The organism is Mycobacterium sp. Dal123C01, assembly GCF_052566995.1.
Genome location: NZ_CP199580.1, coordinates 1941547 through 1961543, shown reverse-complemented (window position 1 = coordinate 1961543; position 19997 = coordinate 1941547). Strand labels below are relative to the sequence as shown.

At 64.4% G+C, this 19997-nt stretch carries 22 protein-coding genes and 1 tRNA gene; 9 read left to right on the top strand and 14 right to left on the bottom strand.

What is annotated here, in order from left to right; genetic code table 11:
- Position 1: 1 nt before the first annotated feature.
- On the bottom strand, positions 2-1453 hold the full coding sequence (locus ACTXG5_RS09355) for a sensor histidine kinase (RefSeq protein WP_445163396.1): 1452 nt from the start codon (positions 1451-1453) through the stop codon (positions 2-4).
- Between the two features lie 35 nt (positions 1454-1488).
- Positions 1489-2208 carry a two-component system response regulator PhoP gene (gene phoP / locus ACTXG5_RS09350; RefSeq protein WP_445163395.1) on the bottom strand — a complete coding sequence of 240 codons (720 nt, stop codon included), beginning with the start codon at positions 2206-2208 and terminating at the stop codon, positions 1489-1491.
- A 159-nt stretch (positions 2209-2367) separates the two neighbouring features.
- On the opposite strand from phoP, the gene ACTXG5_RS09345 reads away from it, so the two are divergent.
- Entirely contained in the window at positions 2368-3090 is a 723-nt protein-coding gene (locus tag ACTXG5_RS09345) for a hypothetical protein (RefSeq protein WP_445163394.1), read from the top strand.
- A 28-nt stretch (positions 3091-3118) separates the two neighbouring features.
- A tRNA-Thr gene (locus ACTXG5_RS09340) sits at positions 3119-3193 on the top strand.
- Positions 3194-3232: 39 nt separating this feature from the next.
- Here the strand turns inward: ACTXG5_RS09340 and ACTXG5_RS09335 are convergent.
- Positions 3233-4015: a DUF732 domain-containing protein gene (locus ACTXG5_RS09335; RefSeq protein WP_445163393.1), complete on the bottom strand. Its 783-nt coding sequence runs from the start codon at positions 4013-4015 to the stop codon at positions 3233-3235.
- A 359-nt stretch (positions 4016-4374) separates the two neighbouring features.
- Between ACTXG5_RS09335 and ACTXG5_RS09330 the strand changes: the two genes are divergently transcribed.
- From ACTXG5_RS09330 to ACTXG5_RS09310, 5 genes are all read left to right on the top strand, one after another.
- A complete protein-coding gene (locus ACTXG5_RS09330; protein ID WP_445163392.1) occupies positions 4375-5304 on the top strand; it encodes a Rieske 2Fe-2S domain-containing protein in 930 nt (309 codons plus the stop codon).
- Positions 5301-5780: a hemerythrin domain-containing protein gene (locus ACTXG5_RS09325; RefSeq protein ID WP_445163391.1), complete on the top strand. Its 480-nt coding sequence runs from the start codon at positions 5301-5303 to the stop codon at positions 5778-5780. The genes ACTXG5_RS09330 and ACTXG5_RS09325 overlap by 4 nt, the downstream gene beginning before the upstream one ends.
- Before the next feature lie 54 nt (positions 5781-5834).
- Complete coding sequence (locus ACTXG5_RS09320; RefSeq protein ID WP_445164338.1) at positions 5835-7166, top strand: molybdopterin-dependent oxidoreductase; 1332 nt, start codon at positions 5835-5837, stop codon at positions 7164-7166.
- Position 7167: 1 nt separating this feature from the next.
- Positions 7168-7800 carry a hypothetical protein gene (locus tag ACTXG5_RS09315; RefSeq protein WP_445163390.1) on the top strand — a complete coding sequence of 211 codons (633 nt, stop codon included), beginning with the start codon at positions 7168-7170 and terminating at the stop codon, positions 7798-7800.
- 272 nt (positions 7801-8072) lie between these two features.
- Positions 8073-8387 (top strand): hypothetical protein, encoded by a 315-nt coding sequence (locus ACTXG5_RS09310; RefSeq protein WP_445164337.1) that lies wholly within the window; start codon positions 8073-8075, stop codon positions 8385-8387.
- A gap of 39 nt (positions 8388-8426) precedes the next feature.
- Here ACTXG5_RS09310 and ACTXG5_RS09305 read toward each other — a convergent pair whose 3' ends face one another.
- On the bottom strand, positions 8427-9617 hold the full coding sequence (locus ACTXG5_RS09305) for a cytochrome P450 (protein WP_445163389.1): 1191 nt from the start codon (positions 9615-9617) through the stop codon (positions 8427-8429).
- A complete protein-coding gene (locus ACTXG5_RS09300) occupies positions 9604-11019 on the bottom strand; it encodes an ABC1 kinase family protein (protein WP_445163388.1) in 1416 nt (471 codons plus the stop codon). Before ACTXG5_RS09300 ends, ACTXG5_RS09305 begins: the two co-directional genes overlap by 14 nt.
- 72 nt (positions 11020-11091) lie before the next feature.
- Here ACTXG5_RS09300 and ACTXG5_RS09295 point away from each other — a divergent pair, with 72 nt between their 5' ends.
- Positions 11092-11697 carry a TetR/AcrR family transcriptional regulator gene (locus tag ACTXG5_RS09295; RefSeq protein ID WP_445163387.1) on the top strand — a complete coding sequence of 202 codons (606 nt, stop codon included), beginning with the start codon at positions 11092-11094 and terminating at the stop codon, positions 11695-11697.
- On the opposite strand, the gene ACTXG5_RS09290 is transcribed toward ACTXG5_RS09295, so the two are convergent.
- From ACTXG5_RS09290 to ACTXG5_RS09255, 8 genes are all read right to left on the bottom strand, one after another.
- Positions 11694-13334, bottom strand: a complete 1641-nt coding sequence (locus ACTXG5_RS09290) for a diflavin oxidoreductase (RefSeq protein WP_445163386.1) — start codon at positions 13332-13334, stop codon at positions 11694-11696. The genes ACTXG5_RS09295 and ACTXG5_RS09290 overlap by 4 nt on opposite strands.
- A gap of 154 nt (positions 13335-13488) precedes the next feature.
- Positions 13489-14259, bottom strand: coding sequence for an enoyl-CoA hydratase (locus ACTXG5_RS09285; protein ID WP_445163385.1), 771 nt, complete (start codon positions 14257-14259; stop codon positions 13489-13491).
- 23 nt (positions 14260-14282) lie between these two features.
- Complete coding sequence (locus tag ACTXG5_RS09280; RefSeq protein ID WP_445163384.1) at positions 14283-15182, bottom strand: MAP_0585 family protein; 900 nt, start codon at positions 15180-15182, stop codon at positions 14283-14285.
- A gap of 54 nt (positions 15183-15236) precedes the next feature.
- Complete coding sequence (locus ACTXG5_RS09275; RefSeq protein WP_445163383.1) at positions 15237-15701, bottom strand: lipoprotein LpqH; 465 nt, start codon at positions 15699-15701, stop codon at positions 15237-15239.
- A gap of 167 nt (positions 15702-15868) precedes the next feature.
- A complete protein-coding gene (locus ACTXG5_RS09270) occupies positions 15869-16513 on the bottom strand; it encodes a S1 family peptidase (RefSeq protein WP_445163382.1) in 645 nt (214 codons plus the stop codon).
- A gap of 120 nt (positions 16514-16633) precedes the next feature.
- Entirely contained in the window at positions 16634-17509 is an 876-nt protein-coding gene (locus ACTXG5_RS09265; RefSeq protein WP_445163381.1) for an alpha/beta fold hydrolase, read from the bottom strand.
- Positions 17510-17534: 25 nt separating this feature from the next.
- The gene (locus ACTXG5_RS09260) at positions 17535-17696 is read right to left on the bottom strand and encodes a hypothetical protein (RefSeq protein ID WP_445163380.1); all 162 of its coding nucleotides are present in this window, start codon (positions 17694-17696) and stop codon (positions 17535-17537) included.
- Between the two features lie 92 nt (positions 17697-17788).
- A complete protein-coding gene (locus ACTXG5_RS09255) occupies positions 17789-18940 on the bottom strand; it encodes a TDT family transporter (protein ID WP_445163379.1) in 1152 nt (383 codons plus the stop codon).
- Between the two features lie 119 nt (positions 18941-19059).
- Here ACTXG5_RS09255 and ACTXG5_RS09250 point away from each other — a divergent pair, with 119 nt between their 5' ends.
- Positions 19060-19269, top strand: a complete 210-nt coding sequence (locus tag ACTXG5_RS09250; protein WP_445164336.1) for a hypothetical protein — start codon at positions 19060-19062, stop codon at positions 19267-19269.
- Between the two features lie 17 nt (positions 19270-19286).
- On the opposite strand, the gene ACTXG5_RS09245 is transcribed toward ACTXG5_RS09250, so the two are convergent.
- A complete protein-coding gene (locus ACTXG5_RS09245; protein WP_445163378.1) occupies positions 19287-19937 on the bottom strand; it encodes a DUF2510 domain-containing protein in 651 nt (216 codons plus the stop codon).
- Between the last annotated feature and the right edge of the window lie 60 nt (positions 19938-19997).

Sequence of the window (19997 nt, the reverse complement as noted above, 5' to 3'; positions counted from 1 at the left end):
CTCAGCCGACCTGGACGGGAACATCGCTGACGCGCGGCAGGGTGACGCGGAAGCAGCAGCCCTGCCCTGGCGCGGTTCGCACCGTCACCACGCCGCCGTGTGCCTGGACCAACGAGCCGACGATCGACAGCCCCAGTCCGGTACCGCCGCTGGCCCGGGCCCGCGACGAGTCGGTGCGATAGAACCGCTCGAACACCCGCGACGCATCCTGCTGACTCATACCGGGACCCTTGTCGGACACTTCGATCACCGCATCGTCGCCCTCGGTCCCAACCCGAAGGATGACGTCGGCACTGGTCGGAGTGTGTTGCAGTGCGTTGGCCACCAGGTTGCTCAGCACTTGGCGTATCCGGGGCTCGTCCCCGAGCACTTCGGGGGTGCCGGGACCGTCGAGGATTTCCATCGTGATCGCGCGCTTGGGATCGATCGCCTGCCCGTCGTGGACGGCATCGCTGGCCAGCGCCAGCAAGTCGACGCGATGGTGTTCCAGCGGGCGTTGCACGTCGAGCCGTGCCAGCAGCAGCAGGTCGTCGACCAGCAGGCCCATCCGGCTGGCTTCGCTTTCGATGCGCGACAGCAGCATGGCCACGTCGCGGGCCGCGCCCTGCCGATACAGTTCCGCGAAGCCGCGAATGGTGGTGAGCGGGGTGCGCAGTTCGTGGCTGGCGTCGGTGATAAACCGACGCATCCTGTCCTCGGAGCCACGGGCTTTCTCGGCCGAGGACTCCGAGGAAGCGAGCGCTTGCTGAATCTGGGTGAGCATTCCGTTGAGCGCCAACGAAAGTCGGCCCACCTCGGTTCGGGGATCACGTTCTGGCACACGACGATCCAGCTGCCCCGCCGCGATCGCGGCGGCGGTTTGCTCGACCTCGAGCAGCGGCCGCAGGCTGCGGTGCACCACCGCGAAGCCGGCGATACCGACCACCGCCAGCACCGCCACCCCGATGCCGAACTGCAACCACACCAGGGACCGCACCGTGTGCTGGACATCGGACAGGTCGATCGCGACGGTAGTCAGGCCGTTCGGTCCGCGTACCGACACCGCTCGCCATTGAATATCCGAGCCGTTGACCGAGGGCAGCGTCGTCGGATTGGGACCCACGTCGTTGTCGGGCGGTAGCGCCGGCTCGGCGTTGCGGTCATTGATGGCCGTAAAAGGTTTGCCGTCGGTACCGAGGCCGCGCACGTAGTACTTCGACGGGGGCCGGCCCGGATCCGGACCTTCGTAGGACGAGGCCGTCAACTGCCGCCGCGGGGACAGCGCCCAGCCGCGGGATGCCTCGAGCAGCGTCTGGTCGATCCGGCTGACCAGACTGTGCCGCAGGATCGACGTGACCATGATGCCCGAGGCCGCCAAACCGCAGGCGACCAACACCAGGGTCGCCGCGACCAAGCCCACCCGTAGGGGCAATCCCCGCCGAACCTGTGTGGCCGTTTCCGTATTCTTCGCCACCAATTGCTACTTTCGCCGAGTGGCTGAGCGCGTGCTCAGCGCGGCTCCCGAAGAACATAGCCCACCCCGCGCAAGGTGTGCAGCAGCCGCTTCTCCCCAGTATCGATCTTGCGACGCAGATACGAAACATAGGACTCGACGACATTGACGTCGCCGCCGAAGTCGTAGCGCCACACGTGGTCGAGGATTTTCGGCTTGCTCAGCACCGTCCCCGCGTTGATCACGAAGTAGCGCAGCAGCGTGAATTCGGTGGGCGACAACGACACCGGGTCGCCGGCCTTCCACACTTCGTGGGTCTCTTCGTCCAGCTCGATGTCGGCGAACGTGAGCCGGGCGTTGTGCGTTTCGGCGCTGCCCTTGCCGGCGCGCCGCAGGATGACCCGCAGCCGGGCGACGACCTCCTCCAGACTGAACGGCTTCGTCACGTAGTCGTCGCCGCCCAGCGTCAGGCCCGCGATCTTGTCCTGCAGGGAGTCGCGGGCGGTCAGGAACAACGCCGGGGCATCGATGCCGTCGGCGCGCAGCCGCCGCAGCACCCCGAAGCCGTCCATCCCGGGCATCATCACGTCGAGGATCACCGCATCGGGCCGCGCTTCGCGGGCGCGGTCCAGCGCTTGGGCTCCATTGGTCGCGGTGGCCACCTCGAATCCCTGGAACTTCAGACTCACGGAAAGCAGTTCGACGATATTGACCTCGTCGTCAACGACGAGGACACGCGCCTCCGGTCTGGTTTCGCCTTGGGTTGCCGCTGTCATCTGGTCACATCCGTCCCTTGCCTGAACGTTTCCTATGCAATTATTGTGTAGTTACTGTGAGCTCGGTGCGCATCGTCTGCTAACAGTCTGCCAGGAATCATCGCATCGGCTTGGACTGGACCCGGTTTTTTGGGGCGCGTCGTGCCTAGACTCGAAGTCATGGACTTCGCCAGAAGCATGGTTTCCGTCGCGACCGCGCCCGCGCGAGTCGGCCTTGCCGCTGCAGAGGCGAGCCTGAACCTCGCCAGCGTGGCGGTCGGGGTGGCGAAGCGATCGCTGGGGGACGGCGGCGCCGGCGGTACCAACCCGATGACCTCCATGCTGGGGATCGACGATGCGATCATTCGCGCCAATCGGCTGGCCAGACTGATGGACGACGACGCGCCGTTGGGACGCGCCATGGCGCCCGATGGGCCGGTCGACCGTTTGCTGCGTCCGGGCGGGGTGGTCGATCTGTTGATGTCGGAGAACGGTCTGGTCGATCGCTTGACCGCGGAGGGCGGTGGCCTAAAACGGGCGCTGCAACCGGGCGGGCTGGCCGATCAGCTGCTGTCCGAGGACGGGTTGATCGACCGAGTGCTGTCCGAGGACGGGTTGGCGGACCGGCTGCTTTCCGAGGGCGGTGTGGTCGACAAGCTGACCGCCAAACATGGTCCGCTCGACCAACTCGCCGACGTCGCCGACACCCTGGCCCGGCTGACGCCGGGGATGGAGGCGTTGGAGCCCGCCATTTCCACCCTGCAGGACGCGGTCATGGCGCTCACCATGGTGGTGAATCCGCTGAGCAATATCGCCGACCGGATCCCGCTGCCCGGTCGCCGACCACGTCGCTCGCCGTCACGCCCGGTGCCGTCACAACGCATCATCGACGGCGACGCGTGAGCCGTTAAGCTTGCAGCCGATTTACCCAGCCTCCTTAGCTCAGTGGTAGAGCACTCGCCTTGTAAGCGAGCGGTCGTCAGTTCAATCCTGACAGGAGGCTCCACGCAGTAATTGCCCAGCTGGGCGAGCGCGCTGACCCGGGTTACGGGTGCCCTGGGATGTCGTCGAGACCTCCCTGGATCCCTTCCAGATCGCCTTGGATGCCTTTCAGTTTTCCTTCGGCGGCCTGCAGATCAGAGAGAGCATTCTGATACGCCGGCTGCAGGTCGCCCGGGCTGACAGGTTCAGATTGAGGGCAGTACGAGACGATGGCCCCCGCGGTGACGTCGACACTTTGTTTGGCGTCCCATATCGACGAGCGCTGCACGAATCCGACCGCATCGGCGAAATTGGGTTGGTGCGCCAGGAAGTCGCAGACCGCGTGCCCCTGGGTCATCACGTATTCCTGGCTGGGAACCGGTACACCTTCGTGCTTCAACGTTTCGATGAACGCCATGTCGACAATGTCAATCCGCGGAGTGGGTGCTGTCGGCGCAACCGGCTTGGGCGGCGCGGCCGACGGCGGGGTTTCCGTCGGCGGCGCCGACGAATCCTGGTGGTGCACCCCGAACATCACCACCACCGCGGCGGCGACGGCTACCAGAGATAGCGGCAACGCCGCGAAAAGGCCCAAGCGGCGCGGCACACGCTTGCGGGGGCGAGGCGTAGCGCGGGTTGTGTTGGCCAGCGACCAAGCGTCGGGGACGTAAACGGCGTCAGACACTTTCACCGCGTCGGTGGGAGACGCCCCCGAGCTGTGCGCCAGGAGCTCGTCGAGCAGTTGGTCGGCCTCTCGGGACGACGGTTGACGGCCCTGCTCGCGGAGCGATTGGCGCACAAGAGCGATGCGACGCAATTCTGCGTCGATCGCCTCACGGTTGCGCATATCAACCAGTTTGCGAGTGTCACGAGCCCCGGTCAACACGGTGACAAAACCGGCGGATCGCGGCGAGCACGCACAGTTGCGTTCCCGCTGGCCACGCCCACTTTTGACTCTGCCGCGAACACCCTCGAACGCTCGCGTGGCGAGCAGTCGTCAGTTCAATCCCGACCGGGTCTCCACGTTCGACGCAGGTCAGAGTCTCGGCTTGAACCGAGGCCGACGCCGCGCCGTGTTCTCTACGGGGACGCGGGTTACGGGCAACCGCGTTGGGTCGGTATCGGGGACGAGCCTGCCTCGATGCGGTTCAGCAGCCAGCCGCGACATTTTCAGGTTTCGACACGGAGAACCTGTGGAGGAATCCCGTGATTGATCAACCGTGTTCTGCACCGCAACGCGCACGAAAATACGGACCTCAAGCAATAGCCGCTCTCGGGCGCCAGCATTGGCTGGATAGACCAAGTTACCGGCTCGAACATGCCCTCACTTTTATCTTCGCGGCCTTGGGTCGCCATCGAGAACGCGTCAGCAACGTTCTGCACGGGACATGGTTGGGTCATCCGCTGCATCCGGCGTTGACGGCCCTGCCCACTGGCGCAGTGGGGGCGGCGGTGACATTGGACGCCGTTAGCCTGCTACCCGGCCACCGCGCCGCGATGCGCGATGCGGCAAGGCATGCGCTTGGCGTGGGGATCATCGGGAGTCTAGGTGCCGCGGCGACCGGCGCGACCGATTGGCAGCACACACATGGCGAGTCTCGCCGAGTTGGGATCGTCCACGGTCTGTTGAACGTCGTGGCGACCGTGCTGTATTCGCTGTCGTGGTGGGACCGTCGGCGTGGCCGCCAGCTTCGTGGAATGGCCGAAACCGCAGTGGGTTACGGCCTCACCATGGGAAGCGGCTACCTAGGTGGTGCGCTGGTATTTGGGTCTGGTGTTGGCGTCGATCGCGCGGGTCCCCGGTTGGAGCTCGAGGACTGGACACCGGTGTTGCCGGTGGCGGCCCTGAACGGCGAACCGCGGCGGGTGGAGATCGACGGGGTCGGTGTGGTCTTGCATCGCGACGGCGACGACGTCCTGGCTGTCGGCGAATACTGTCCGCATTTAGCCGCGCCGATGTCGGACGGTTGGGTCGATCGAGGCCGCGTCGTATGCCCTTGGCACGGTTCACGATTCGAATGTCAGTCGGGCGAGGTACTGAAGGGGCCGGCCACGGCATCATTGCCGACTTACCCGACCCGAATCCGCGACGGAATCGTCGAGGTGCACGGTTCTCAGGGGGCGGTCGCCCGATGAACGCCTTCGATGTGTTGTTTGACCATCACAACACGCTGCGGGGACTGTGCAAGAAGATCACAGCCATACCACCCACCTGGGAGGAGCGTCGGGACTCCCTCGACGAACTGCTGGTGGAGTTGGACATCCACATGCGGATCGAGGATGACTTGTTCTATCCGGCAGTGCAGGCCGCGAGCAAGCTGGTGGCCATCGCGCATGCCGAGCATCGGCAGGTCTTGGATCAACTGGCCGTCGTCTTGAGGACGCCACCCGAGGCGGCCGGATACCAAGAAGAATGGGAATCGTTCGTCATGGTTTTGGACGCCCACGCAGCCGAAGAGGAGCGTGATCTGTGCCCACCACCGATAGAAATGAGCGAAGACGAGTTAAACACGCTGGGCGACAACATGCTTCGTCGGATAGTTGAACTGCGCACCTCAACGATCGAGAAGCTGCACATCAAGGGTCGAACCGCGCTACTGCGCACGTTTTAGGGCCGGCTGATGACATCTTCCGATCTGGAAACCGACAGACCGCGCGAGCCTGACATGCCCAGCGAAACGGGAGGATATGGCTTTCCGGCTCGCCTCTGGCGCAGCCTGGATCGCCACGCCGTGCCCGGCGTGAGCGTGCGGCGGCGTTGGCGAAGTCCGTTGCGCGGCCCGTGGCTCACATCGGTCTTCGGGGCAGTATTGCTGATCGGGTTGCCGATCGTGATAATCACCGGGCTCTTGTCGTACATCGCTTATGCGCCGCAATTCGGGCAGGCCATGCCCGCCCACGTGGGCTGGCTGAAGCTACCGGCGTTCAATTGGCCGTCTCGTCCGGCGTGGCTGTATCGGCTGACCCAGGGTGTGCATGTGGGGCTCGGCATGGTGCTGGTTCCGGTGGTGATTGCCAAGTTGTGGTCGGTAATCCCGCGATTGTTCGCATGGCCGCCGCTCCGCTCGATAGCTCAAGTGCTGGAACGAATTTCGCTTGTCATGTTGGTTGGTGGACTTCTCTTCGAGATCGCCACCGGGCTCCTGTTCATCCAGTACGACTTCATCTTCTGGTTTCCCTGGCACACCGCGCACTACTTCGGGGCGTGGGTATTCATCACCGGTTTCCTGATGCACGTCACGCTCAAGCTTCCGAAGATGGTGCGAGGGCTTCGGTCGATGTCGATGCGAAAAGTATTGCGCACCAGCCGTGCCGATACCCGGCCCGAGCCAAATGGCCCCGACGGATTGGTCGCCGATGACCCGGCGGCGGCCACGGTGAGCCGACGCGGTGCGCTGGCACTGGTCGGCGCCAGCGCGCTGGGAGTGGCCGCTCTGACCGTGGGACAAACCATCGGGGGCGTCGCCCGCCAGAGCGTGTTGTTGTTGCCGCGCGGGCGTAGCCGCGATCGTGGCCCCAACGATTTTCCGATCAACAAGACCGCCCGTACCGCCGGGATAGACCCGACGGTAACCGGTCCCGCGTGGCGGCTCACATTAACCGGCGGGCCGACACCGGTCGTGCTCGACCGTGCTGCGCTGGCCGCCCTGCCGCAGCACACGGCGCGGCTGCCAATCGGCTGTGTCCAAGGCTGGTCCACCGTCCAGACCTGGAGCGGGGTGCGACTAGCCGACCTGGCCGCCGCAGCCGGCGTGCCGGCGCCACTGTCTGCCCGCGTGCAATCGATGCAGAAAGTCGTGGACTACCAGATCGGGGATTACAGCCGCGCCGTCCTGCAAGCAAATCAGGTGCTCGACCCGGATGCGCTGTTGGCGCTACGGGTAAACGGCGTCGACCTATCACCTGATCATGGCTACCCTGCGCGGATCATCGTGCCGGCGCTCCCCGGCGTGCACAACACCAAATGGGTCAGCTCCATTGACTTCCGCGGCGCCTGACATGTCGGTGCTTCTGGCTCGATTGCGCAGGTTCTACGGCTCGCACCCGCTGCACCTGTTGACCATGGTTGCGGGCTTCGCGCTAGCCGGGTACATCGCGTTCACCTTCAGACCGGCGACACTGTGGAACCCGCAAGCGTGGTGGCAGTCCATCGCAGTCTGGCTCGCCGGGGCCATCATCTTCCACGATCTTGCGTTGTTCCCGCTCTATGCACTCGCCGACCGACTCCTGGGCATCGCGACCAGGCGGCGCCGACGTCGAACTCGCGGCCAACTACGCGTCCCTGCGCGCAACTATGTACGCATCCCGGCGTTGGGGTCCGGCCTGACGCTGCTGATGTTCTTTCCCGGCATCATCAGGCAGGGTTCAGCTACCTACGTCGCCGCTACCGGAGAAACCCAGCAGGTTTTCCTGGGCCGCTGGCTACTACTGACCGCTGCCATGTTCACCGGCAGCTCCCTCGTCTATGCCATCCGTCTCGCACTGGCCCGCCGGCCCATCAGCGGGGTCGATAGCCGGGCCACCCAACCTACCGGTCGGCCGATCAATATCCACTCACCCCGACACCGAAATATGCAGCTACACAATGAAACTTCACGTGTCGGGGCCTCGCGACGATCGACTTGGCGCTAGGCAAGCCGGGGCCTGGCGCCGCCCGACGTCGGCCGCGGGATTTTTCAATCGCATCGCGAATCAAATCCCCGACGCCGATGCAGCGGTTCGACGATGAATTTGTTATTCAACTGAACTACGTTTTGTGGCAGCGCAATTCACCGCGGCAGGAGACGGATTCTGGGAATTTGCTGTGCTGATTCTGCTGCGGAATTGCGGCGACGAAGATCGCAGAAGGTCCACACAGTCACAGCACAGCTGATTCTCTGCTGGCATCCGTACGGTCCGTGGCCATGAAGAAATTACTTTCAGCAATGTCGCTGATCATTCCGCTCATTGGTATGGCCGCAATGCCTGACACAATCGCCACGGCTGACGCCGACTCGGTTACCTTCGCACCGGATTGGCCCAACCACAGAAAGCAGACCGAAAAGACGATATGCGCTGCCCTGGCCCAGGGTTGGACTCGGCGTCAGATCGTTAGTAATGCGGAGAATGCGAACAATTCCGACCTCACCGGGCTCGGCGTGGATGAGGCCGCGGAACGTGCCGACGCATTCATCGATGCCGCCCGCTACGACGATTGTCCGACGCTCAACGCGAGTTGATCCATAAGCAATGAGTGCGAAACGATGTGCTGTGCAGGACTATTGGTGGTCCTCAAAGACAATCGTCAGCTGCGCGGGCCCCCGGACGGCTGGATTGTCCCGCCATATTGGCTCGCCACGAAGCACTGGGCGGCGCGCCAGGATGTGTTGCAGCGCCACGGCAATTTCGAGTCGGGCGAGCGCCGCGCCGAGACAGTAGTGCGGTCCGTAGCCGAATGTCAGCGGCGCAGGTCCGGGCCGGTCTATTTGAAGTCTTCTGGGCCAGCTGAAGACCTCCGGATCGCGGTTGGCGGCGCCGATGACGGCGACGGCCGGCTCCCCAGCGTAGATGGCAACGCCGCCAACGACGTGGTCACGCGTGGCGGTGCGCCCCACGGCTTGTACGGGTCCGTCAAGCCGCAGCAACTCGCTGATCAGTCGATCGTCGACCGTGTCGACGGTGTCGACGGGACGAACACGGTTGGGTCCGGGCTTCAGGAGGCGAATCATTGCTGCGCCCAACAGGTTTGCTGTCGTTTCATGCCCGGCAACGGCGATGATCACCGCCGTGGTGACGACGTCGTCCAGTTCGAGGTTCGGGTCGGCGGCGATAAACCCGAGCAGGTCGTCGCTGCGGTGGGTGCGGCGGTCGGCCGCCAATGGGAGAAGCTCGGCGAGCAATGCCGCGAACGCCGCTGTTCCGGCTTCGACAGCGATGGTGTCCGCGACATCACTGATCATCCTGCTGATGGCTGGAGATTCGTCGCCGACCAATCGTGCCGCGCCGACATCGAGGCCCATCCAAGCTGCGACGACAGCGATCGGTAGCGGTGACGCGATTTCGGTCATGAAGTCGAACTCGACTCCGGTGGGTATGCGGTCGATCGCTTCCGTGGCGATGGCTTCGATGCCTTCGTGGAGACCAGCGATAAAGGAGTGGGTGAAGACGTCGCGAACTGAATCCCGCAGCCGCTGATGATCCACGCCATCGGTAAATAAGATATTGCTGCGCAAGATATCTCGATCTACAGCCCGAAAAGCATCCCTAGTGTTGGGGTTCGCTAACGGACTACTCGTCCAGCCGGAGTCCCCGAGAATCTGTTGCACGGGTTGATAACCGAGGACTAGCCACGCCCCCAGCGCGTGGTCCCAGACCACGTCGCCCTCGCGGCGTCGGTCCTCGTAGTAGGAAAAAGGGTCGGCCGCATTCCACGGCAGCCGCGCCACCACCGGGACGTCAGGGATGGTCATGGTGGTCCAATGCCGACGGCAGACCGCGCTCGCGGACCCAGGCGTGGTGCAGCTTGCCCAGTTCGGTGGTCGGCTTTGCTATGCCGTCCATGTCGTCGATGATGGCTCCGGCCGGCGTGGTAGCAGACAGCCCGACCACGACGCTGCAGAGGGCGAACAGAAGGCGGCCGGCGAAGATAAAGTCGTCGGGCGCGTTCATGCGAGCCAGCGGATGGTCGGCGTCACGAACGCCGAACAACCCGCGCATCGTGCGTGCGGTGGTCTCGGGCGTGTAGGTGGCCGGCTGGGGTGCCGCGATGACCTCGTGGAGCATCTCCGATTGCCACTGATACAGCTCGTCAGCGGTCAGGTCGGAGTCGACGGCGAGGAAGCCGGCCTGCACCATGAGATCGCGGTAGTCGTGTTTGCGGCGCTCGATGACGGCGCGATTCATGGCGACCAGTCGCCAGCGCTGCAGTTCGGGCAGCACCTTCACGCAGCCGTAGTCCAAAAAGCCCACCGTGCCATCGGGGTTGAATCGGTAGTTGCCGGGATGAGGGTCGGCGTGCATCAGGTTCGCGTGCCGGAAGCTGCCTTGACTGAAGCGCACGATGACCTCGGCCCAGACGTTTTTCAGGTTCTGATTGGCCTGTTGCGCTTGCGCCCAGTCCATTCCGTCGAGGTAGCTCATCGTCAACACGCGGTCGCTGGATGCTTCGGGAATTACGTCGGGAACTCGGATGAACGGATGGCCGCGGTAGAGGTCGCTGAACGCGGCAATCATGGCCGCCTCGTGCCGATAGTCCACCTCTTCGGAGATTCGTGCCGCGGCCTCACGCGCCACCGACCGAAAGTCCGGCTTCATTCCCGATGCCGACGTCATGAAACGAAGGAACGTCGCCAACAACTCGGTATTCGCCAGATCGTCGCGGATAGCCTGGTCCACGCCGGGATACTGGATCTTGACGGCAACGTGGCGACCATCGCGCAAGATAGCGCGGTGCACCTGACCGATCGACGCGGCGGCCATCGGCTCATCGCTGAACTCAGCGAACTGGTCCGCGGCTGAACCGATTTCGGCGTCGAGGACTTCACGAACCAGCTCCGGATGCATCGGCGGAGCGTCCGCCTGCAGCCGGCTCATGGCTTTCTGATAGGGCCAGAATCCACCTGTGCCGACCGCACGGCTGTCGATCATCGACATGGTCTGGCCGAGCTTCATCAGCACACCCCTGGAGTGCCCGAGCAGTTCGGTGTAGCGCTCGGCAGTGCGTTCGTGAAAGCGCTCGACGGCGTCGTCTTCGCCCGCCCGTCTGCGCAATCCCGCGACGAGGCGACCGCCGGCGGCCCTCGCGGTGAAGCCCACCAACGGCATAGTGCGGCGGATCCGCCCCTGTGGTAGCGGGCTGTCCTGCTGCGGCATCTAGCCCCTCACCAACCCCGGCCAAGTAAAGTGGTACCTTGTACAAGGTAAGTGATCACTTTGGAGGGGTCAATGGCGACACCCGCATCAACACGCGAGCGGCTGGTCGGCGAGGCGATGCGCCTGTTCAGCGCCAAGGGATTCGATGCGACCAGCGTCTCCCAGATTGAAGCTGCCGCCGGATTAGCAGCCGGTTCGGGGGCCCTGTATCACCACTTCAAATCCAAAGAAGAGCTGCTGAACGCCGGCATTGATCGCCAGCTGGACCGCCGCCGCGCGATGCGTGACATCCGCAGCCTCTTCGCGGGCCTCGGTGACATGCACGCCGAGCTGACCGTGCTGGGCAGGTACCTGCTATCGGTCGTCGACGAGGAAATCGAACTCGTGCAGATCGCTGCGCGCACTTCCGCCGGCCGCTCCGCCCGCCTCGACACCGCGTATGCCGCCCTTGTCGGCACACTCAATACCGAACTGGCGGAATGGATTACCGTGTGGGCGCCCGCAATGACTCAACAACAGGCGACGGTGTTGGCTGCACTCGGCATCAACGGCATCCTCGGCGCACGCTTTGCCACCAACCTGTTCCACCAAACCGAGGCGCCGGTTCCCGACGATCACTACCTCGCCGAGTGGACCGAAGTCCTGGCCGGCCGGATCCGGGCGTTCAGTCGCGACTAGTAAACATCGCGCAGATAGCGGTGGTTCTTCATGAGCTCGTTGACATACGCGTGCGCGGCGGCGTCGTCCATTGCGCCGCAGCGGGCCACAATGCCACGCAGTGTGGCGTCGACATCCTTGGCCATTCGCTCGGCGTCGCCACACACGTAGACATACGCGCCGTCCTGCAGCCAGCCAAAGATCTCCGTCGCGTTCTCCCACATGCGGTGCTGGACATACTGTTTGGGGTCGCCGGCCGCTCCATCGCGGGAGAACGCCAGGTCAAGTCGGGTTAGTGTGCCCGACTCGACGAAAGTGCCGAGCTCGTCGCCGTACAGAAAGTCGCAGCCGCTTCGTCGGTCCCCGAAGAACAGCCACGATCGACCAGCTGCGCCGACGGCCTGGCGTTCCTGCAGGAAGCCACGGAATGGCGCGATGCCGGTCCCCGGACCGATCATGATGACGGGCACGTCAGCCGCGGGCAGACGGAAGGAATGGTTGGGGCGCAGCTGTACCCGTACCGTCTCGCTTCGGTCCGACAGGAACGTCGAGGCCACACCGCCGTGTTGACGATCCCCGGCGCTATAGCGCACCGTCGCCACCGTCAGGTGCACATGATCGGGGTGTACCAGCGGGCTCGACGCGATCGAATAGTCGCGCGACTGCAGCGGGCGCAGCGTATCGACGACGTCATCGACAGTCAGCTCACCCAGCCTGATCAGGTCGAGCACGTCTTTGCCGTACAACCACGAGCCCGGCCCGGCAACGGCCTCGCCGCCCAGCGCGCTCGCCGCGGCAGCATTCTGAGTTCGGGAGGCGACCATTGTCTGCAACGCTCGCGACGGCGTCCGGATCTCGAGGTGATCGGTAAGTAGCGCGCCAAGCCGCTCGTCATAACCTGCCACCGCGTGTTCGGGACCCACGCCGAGCTCGCTCAGGATCGCGTCAACGAGGACCGGATCGTTGCTGGCGTGCACGGCGATCGAATCGCCTGTGTTGTAAGCGATCCCGGAACCGAAGAGGTCCACTTCGTAGTGGCGGACCTCCTTGTCGGACTCCGGTGTGGTGAGCAGTCGGTTGACCACGATTCGCGCCTCGAAGAGAGGATGACTGCGATCTCGGCGCGACTGCTCGGCGTTGTCGGACGGGTGCGGCTCTGGCGGGCTTACCACAACCACGGCAGCGGGATCAGTGCGCTCGGCGGCCAGCAACTTGACGAGATCGGTCGTCCACGCCTCGGCAGCTTGCACATAGACGCCGTCGACATCGACACGCTCCACCAGCCGAGTGGCACCCAGTGCTTTCAGCCGTTCGTCAAGGAGCCGGCCGGCATTGCAGAACTGTTCGTAGCCAGTGTCACCGAGAGCGAGTACGGCGAACCGCAAATGGTCGAGCGGCTCGACGCCATCCGCGCTGAGCGCCTCCCAGAACAACGAGGCGTTGTCGGGAAACTCGCCCTCGCCCCACGTTGAACACACCAGGATGAAGTGGGTTGCCGATTGCAGGTCGGCCAGTTCGACCTGGTTGAGTTCGATCGCGGTGGCGCTGACACCGATGGCTTCTTCGAGGGCTTCGGCGAACGACAAGGCGGCGTCTTCGGCGTTGCCCATATCACTGCCGTAGCCGACGACCAGCGAGAATTCTGGTTGAGAAGTCATGACCGCTCCCGTTGTTGTGGCGCGCGAGACTCACGGTCTCCATAAGCTTAGGCTTACCTTAGTTTCGCCTGGGTAGAGCTGCAACAACCGCACCCGTTTTCATGGCCGCAGCGATCCGGCCGCGCGGATATGAGCGTTTAGCGGGACGCTGCGACTAACTCTTGCCGCTCTTACGCGAGAGGAACGCCTGCATGTGTTGTTGCGGCTCCCCCGTCAGGAACGCCAGACCGAACTGCTCGACGCTGTCTTCGATCGCCGCATGAACGGACATGTCGAACCACTTGTTGAGTAGACGCTTTTGTTGGCGGACCGCATTCGTGCCGAATCCGCCTACTTTCGTGGCAAGTTCGGCGATGCGGCGGTCGAGTTGGTCGGTGGGTACGACCTCATGGACGAGCCCCCAGCCGGCGGCCGTCTCGGCGTCGATCGTTTCGCCGGTCAGCAAAAGCCAGCCGGCATGCGAGGCCCCGATGAGCGCGGGCAGCAAGGCCGAGTGAATAACCGATGGGATCCCGACGGCCACTTCCGGCATGCCAAACCTGACCCCTGACTCCGCGATCCGCAGATCGCACGAGATCGCGACTTCCAGGCCGCCGCCGAGGCACCAGCCCGCGAGTCGGGCGATGACGGGCACTGGGCATTCGCGAATCGCCTCACACAAACCCGCAAGCCGGCGGATGAATACCTCGCCGCTGGCCCGGTCCAGGGCGACCATCTCGTTGATGTCGGCACCACCGATGAACGCCTTCTCACCGGCTCCACGCAGCACCACGACCCGGGCGTCGCTCTCTTGGCTGATCGCGCGGAATGCCTGTGTCAGTTCCTCGATGGCGCCGCTACCCAAAATGTTGAGCGGCTTGGAGTTGATCAACTCGACGGTAACCAGGCCGCCATCGCGACCCAGCCTGACGAATTGTCTTTCCAACGCAGGGACGTCCCTCTTGGGCGTCAGTACAGCGGCACCCACACACCGAAGAACCAGTAACCCCAACCGCCGAACTGCCAGTTGAAGACCGGAACCACGGTGAAGGTGTTGTACGCGAACGGCCCGAAGTCGGAGCGCGCATAAACCACGTCGCGTGGCGGCCCGGCCCACGGGCGGTTCCAGCCACCAGGAGGCGGCGGCCCATCCCAGCCACCGCGAGGCGGCGGACCTTCCCAGTGTGGCGGCGGGTGACCGGGAGCCGGTCCGTCATTCCAGCCGAAGCCTCGCGGCGGGGGCGGAGGCGGCGCACCGTGGCCAACGATGCTGAATCCGACGGACGAGTCCATCGGACCACCGATGTCGGCGCTGGCCGTCAAGTAGGTGCCGCGCGGTTGGTAGGGCTCGTGCGGCGGTTGGGTGCTGGGCGCAACCAGAGCCCGGGTGGGCCGGGTGCCCGACGGCGTGGTGCTTTGGCTGCCCGCCGGTGTCGTGGTCTGCGCGCTCGGCGGAGTCGTGGTTTGTTCGGCCGGCGTCGTGGTTTGGCTGGCCGGCGGGGTGGTGGTTTGCGTCGCCGGCGCGGTCGTCGTTGGTGAGCTGTGCGGCGCGGTGGTTTGCGGACTCTGCGGTTCAGTGGTCTGCGGCGCGGCCGTGGTCTGCGGCGCAGCACTGGTTGCGGGCGGGGCGGTGGTCTGCGGCGCAGCACTCGTCGCGGGCGCAGCAGTGGTCGCGGGCGCGGCACTGGTTTCCGGCGCTTGCGGGCTATGCGGTCCGCCAGGCCCACCGGGGCCACCGTGGCAGTTGCCATTCGGGCAGGGCGGCGGTGGGTCGAGCGGGGCGGAGTTGGCGAATCCCTGGCTGAACGTCAGCGCGGAGATGCTGAGTCCCGCCGCGACCGCCACCGCGCTGACACGCTTCTTAGACATAGCTGCGTCCCCTCTGGGGCTTCACTGGCCCCGACGAAGTCTGGTTGGCCCGCGCTACGGGCAGGTCACGTCCAACTCGAACGACTTGGTTACCGTCTGAGGCTGCTGCGGGTTGGTCATGTCGGTCCCTGTCGCGGTGCCCTTGATCGCGTAGGCCTTGCCGTCGACTGCGGCTCCGGCGTTGCTGGCCTGGTTGGGCGCGGCGTCGGAGAAACCGAGTGCGACGCCGTTGACGCTGCCCAGCCCGACCGCATGGACGATGGGCGGGTTGGCGTTGCTGATCACGGCGCCGACGCCGGCGGCCGCATCACCGATGCCGATGTTGATGTTGTCGCCGGCCGGTGTGCATGTGACCGGACCAGTGACGTTCTGCTTCTGGCCGTCCACGATCACCTGCGGGCCAGTCGGCGCTGCTGCCGTGCTTGATGCGCCGGTGTTGGATTTGTTGCTCGAACAGCCGACACAGGTTGCGACCACCATGGCCACGCCGGCTGCGCCGATCACGATCCCACGTTTCACCGCCCACTCCTTCGTGTTGCTGGTGCCGCTATCTTCGCGTTCGTCTCTGTCAACACCTAGGGACCCTACCGGGAGATATGGGTCTCTAGGCAAGACACCGGTCCGGTAGATACCCCATACCTGGGTTGGCGAAACGGAACCTCGCGCTTTCCCAGCTGCGGCTCACATCAGGGCAGAACCCGTATTCCCCACTTGCCCAGCAGCGGCTGCACGAGTGTGAAGTACGTGATGTTGTCGTCACCGTCCGGTGAGGACATCAACAGGCCAACGGCACTGACGGTTCCGTCGTCGTTCTGCACGTAGCCGGGACTCCCACTGTCGCCATTCAGACTGAACACGCTGGCTTCCACCACATCGCCGTCGATGCCAGTGATCGTGCCGCAGGTCTCCCCCGTGACCGCACCCAACTTGCAGAACGGCGTGCCCATCTTAATTTCGGTACGGCTCAACACATCCCGGACCGGTCTGCCGTCGACACCACTGGATGGCACACCGACGGCGGGAACAAGCCGGATAATCGCGGCGTCCCGCTTGTCGCCCTCTTTCTCACTGGCGGTGATCGTCCCGAGCGGGGTGCTCTCACCGTAGGTCCATACCGAACCGTCGTGCATGTCGCAGTGTCCGCTGGTCAGCAAGTAGTAGCTGCCATCGTTGCCCTGAGCCGCGAAACCCGCTGTGCACCTGCTTGTTTCATCATCGACCTGCACGCCAGGCGTCGGCGGGGCCTCTGCCGCAGCCGTATTCGCAAACACCGTCGCGGCCATCATCGTGGCAACGAACAGCCCCAACCTCCGCAACCAAGCTATGGCCACGCCACTCTCCTTTTGTCGGCCCAGGATGCTACCAGCCCGCAAAGGGGCTTGTTGCTGGTCAGAGGAGCGACGGACCGCTATTACGAGTTCGCGCTGGCCGGGCACGCTCTTCGGGCGGCGTTATCCCGCGTCGACGTGGCGGGAAAGGAAATCCAGGACTGCGCCCGCGAAGATGTCATTGCGATCGCCGGCGACCATGTGTCCGGCACCGCGGACATCGGTGAACTCGACCTGCGGGAAGCGCGCGAGGAATTCGTCGGCACGTTCCTGGCTAACCAGGTCGCTCACCTGACCGCGAACCAGAAGCATGGGCACGCCGCTACCCAGGATCGCCTCAACGGCGGTGTGCATGCGATCGGCATCGGTGACCTCGAATGGCGGGAACGCCGCAGCGCCACTGATGAATTGGGGATCCCAATGCCAATACCAACGGTCCCCGCGGCGGCGCAGGTTCGTGGTCAGGCCCTCCAGATCGGTTGGCCGGGGCCGATGCGGGTTGTATTCGGCGATGGCGTCGGCGACTTCTTCCAGGGAGGCGAACCCCGATTCCACCCGGTCGGACATGAAATTGTGAATTCGGTTGGCCCCGGATTGCTCCATGTTGGGCACGATGTCGACGAGAACGACGGCGCTGGCAATGCCGGGTGAGAGCTCGCCCGCCAGCAGCATCGAGGTGAATCCGCCCAGGGAAGCACCCACCAGGACCGGTTTCGGAGGCAGGCCGCGCAGCACTTCTTGGACATCGCCGGCGAAGCTGACGACGCGGTAGTCGCCTTCGCTAGACCAGTCTGATTCGCCGTGGCCCCGCAAATCGATCGTGACCGCTTGCCAACCGTGCTGGGCGACCGCGGTGGCCGCCCGGCCCCAAGAGCGTCGGGTCTGTCCTCCGCCGTGCAGGAACACCACGGCCCGCGCCAGCGGATCGCCCTGGCGATCCGCGACGATGCGGACGCCGCCCATCCCTGAGGTGGAGAACTGTTCGGCAGCCGTCGTCATCTAGGAGATGATAAGACGACCTCAGTTAATGCGGGGAATCTTGTTCGCCTCGAAAGAGCTTGGCGATCCGCGCGACGACTCTTCCCAACGGGCTCCCTGCTCGTTGCGTCTCCTTGATCTTGTCGTGCGTCTGCTTACCTTCAACGGCGTAATCGTTGACCGTTTCGTCGCCTTCGTCAGCGCGCATGCGATACCTCCATTCATTCCCTCGTTGCCTACCCGCCGGGCCGGTGCATCAAAACGGTGCATGTCCGGCGGTGGTGCTGGGAGTCCTGAAAGTCAGGACGCGGGCTCCTTGCTGGCCTTGACCGGCGCACTGCTCGGTGGCAGCTTGAGCAGATTGCCGCGCAAGCTGCCTTGCGTGGTGCGGATGGCGACCAACAACCAGGTGAAGAGCAGACCGGCGTAGGCGATGGCGGCGGCGACCTTGAATGCCGGCAAGTGAGTGTGGGCGGCAAGCTGCGACGTGCCGGTGACGAAGGTGCCGACCGGGAACGTCAGGCTCCACCACGTCAGGGCAAAGGGCATCCCATGTCGCAAGGTGCGCACCGTGAGCGAAGTGGCCAGCGCAATCCACAACACCGCGAAGCCCCACACCGGAACTCCGTACAGAATTGCGAACGCATTCATGTCCTCGGCCAGCCCAGGGTCGATGGACCCGCTCTTGGCAGCTGCACCCAAAAGCCCTGCAGCAGTGATGGATTGGCCGAGCGGACCCAACACGATCCACAGCGTCGGCACCCGCGCGGTGCCAGAGGTGCCGTACAGCACCAGCCGGCTCCAGATCATCGCGATGATGTTCAACGAAGCCACCAACGACAACCCGAACATCGCATAACAGCCGTAGAGCATGGTCTGACGGCCGGTACCGGCTGCGATATGTGGCAGCAGCAGCGCACCCATCGCAGCCGTCACCATCGGCGGGACCACGGGCATCAGCCATCCGCCGAAGGCGGCATCGGGTTCGACGTCGTGCCGGGTGAACATCAGAAACGGAATGCTCACCGCGGTGAACAGCCCGCCGAGGGTGCCCACGGTCCACAGCACCCAGTCCAGGTCGACGGCAATGCGCTCGCCGATGAGATCCTTGCCGACGATCAACGCTCCCCCGCCGACCGTCATCAGCGCCATGGGCGCGGCCCCATAGAAATGGGCCATCTGCGGATTGCGAGCGTGACCGCGCGCCACCGTCGGGTGGCGTAGCCAGTGACCACCGACCAGGACGATCAGCAGCACCAGCAGCACGGCAGCGATGACCCACACGACTTCCGCAAATGCGCGCAGCCCCAACACATGGACCGGCAGCGTGGCACCGCCGATAGCAACGATCCCGGTACCCATTACCGAGGCGAACCAGTTGGGCCCGATGTTGCCTAGAACCTCAACCCGAGTGTGCGTTGGCGACGGGTTATCAGAGGTTGCAAGCGTCATAGCTGACAGACCCTACTTCCCCGGGATTGCTCAACGTTGCGCATACACTCCATCGGGTGACGTATTCCGCGCAAACGAGGCACATAGCGAACAAAGCCCCGGTCGTGGTCGGAATTGTCATGCTGCTGCTGATCGCGATGCTCGCGCTGCCGACCAAGCAAAGGTGCGGTGCACCGGGCCTCACGTGTGCCACGACATTGGATGCGCAAGGCTACGTTCACTATTACTACGAGGTTGAACCCGTAGGCGTGTACCTCGCAGAAATCATCACCGGGTCGAATATTCGCCTCTTCTACCGTTCCGGCGAGGACCTCGAAAGGGTGCGATAGCCCGGAGACGGCTTTCGTCAGCCGTGGCAGATCTGCAACGCGTAAGTCACCGGCTCGGTGGGCGGCGTGCTGAGCTGCGCTGAAACCGTGAGCGCGGGATTCATGAAGACCTTGTCGATACCGAACTTCGCGAGGTTCAGAGTCATCTCGACAGTGTCGGGCGCCGTCTGGCTGGCGTGCGTGCCGCGGTCCGTGTGGATGTCGGCGCCCTCCTTGAGGGCGTTGCGGATCGCCAAGTCGTGGCTGCCCTGCTGCTGGCTCAGTACGGCGAAGGCTGCGCCGTTGTTGGCCAGGTTGTACGTCAGTTGGTAGCTCGGCGACGCCGGAAGTGGTTGGGCGAAGTGCACGGCGAGCTGCAGCACGTTGACCCGGGGATGGGTGACACCGACCGAGGCCACCGTTATCGCCGGCGGCGGGATGATTCCGGACTTCACCTGGCAAACGAGTCGACCCGGCAGATGCGCCCAATCGTCCGGCGAAGGCCGTACCCAGTGGTAGAAGCCGACGACCACGACGGCCAGCAACAAAACGAGGGGGATTACGGTCCGAAGACCTGGTGGGATCTTCTGCCAGACTCGCCGTAAGCCGTGCTCAGGCGCCTCTGGATCGATGTCGTCTCCTCGTTTGTCTCCGTCCGGTGACGAGTGGGGATCGATCTCGCCAGTCATGTTCTCCTCTCGAGACCTGCCCGCGACCCTTCCGGACCCCAAGCTCGGCGCATCCTAGCC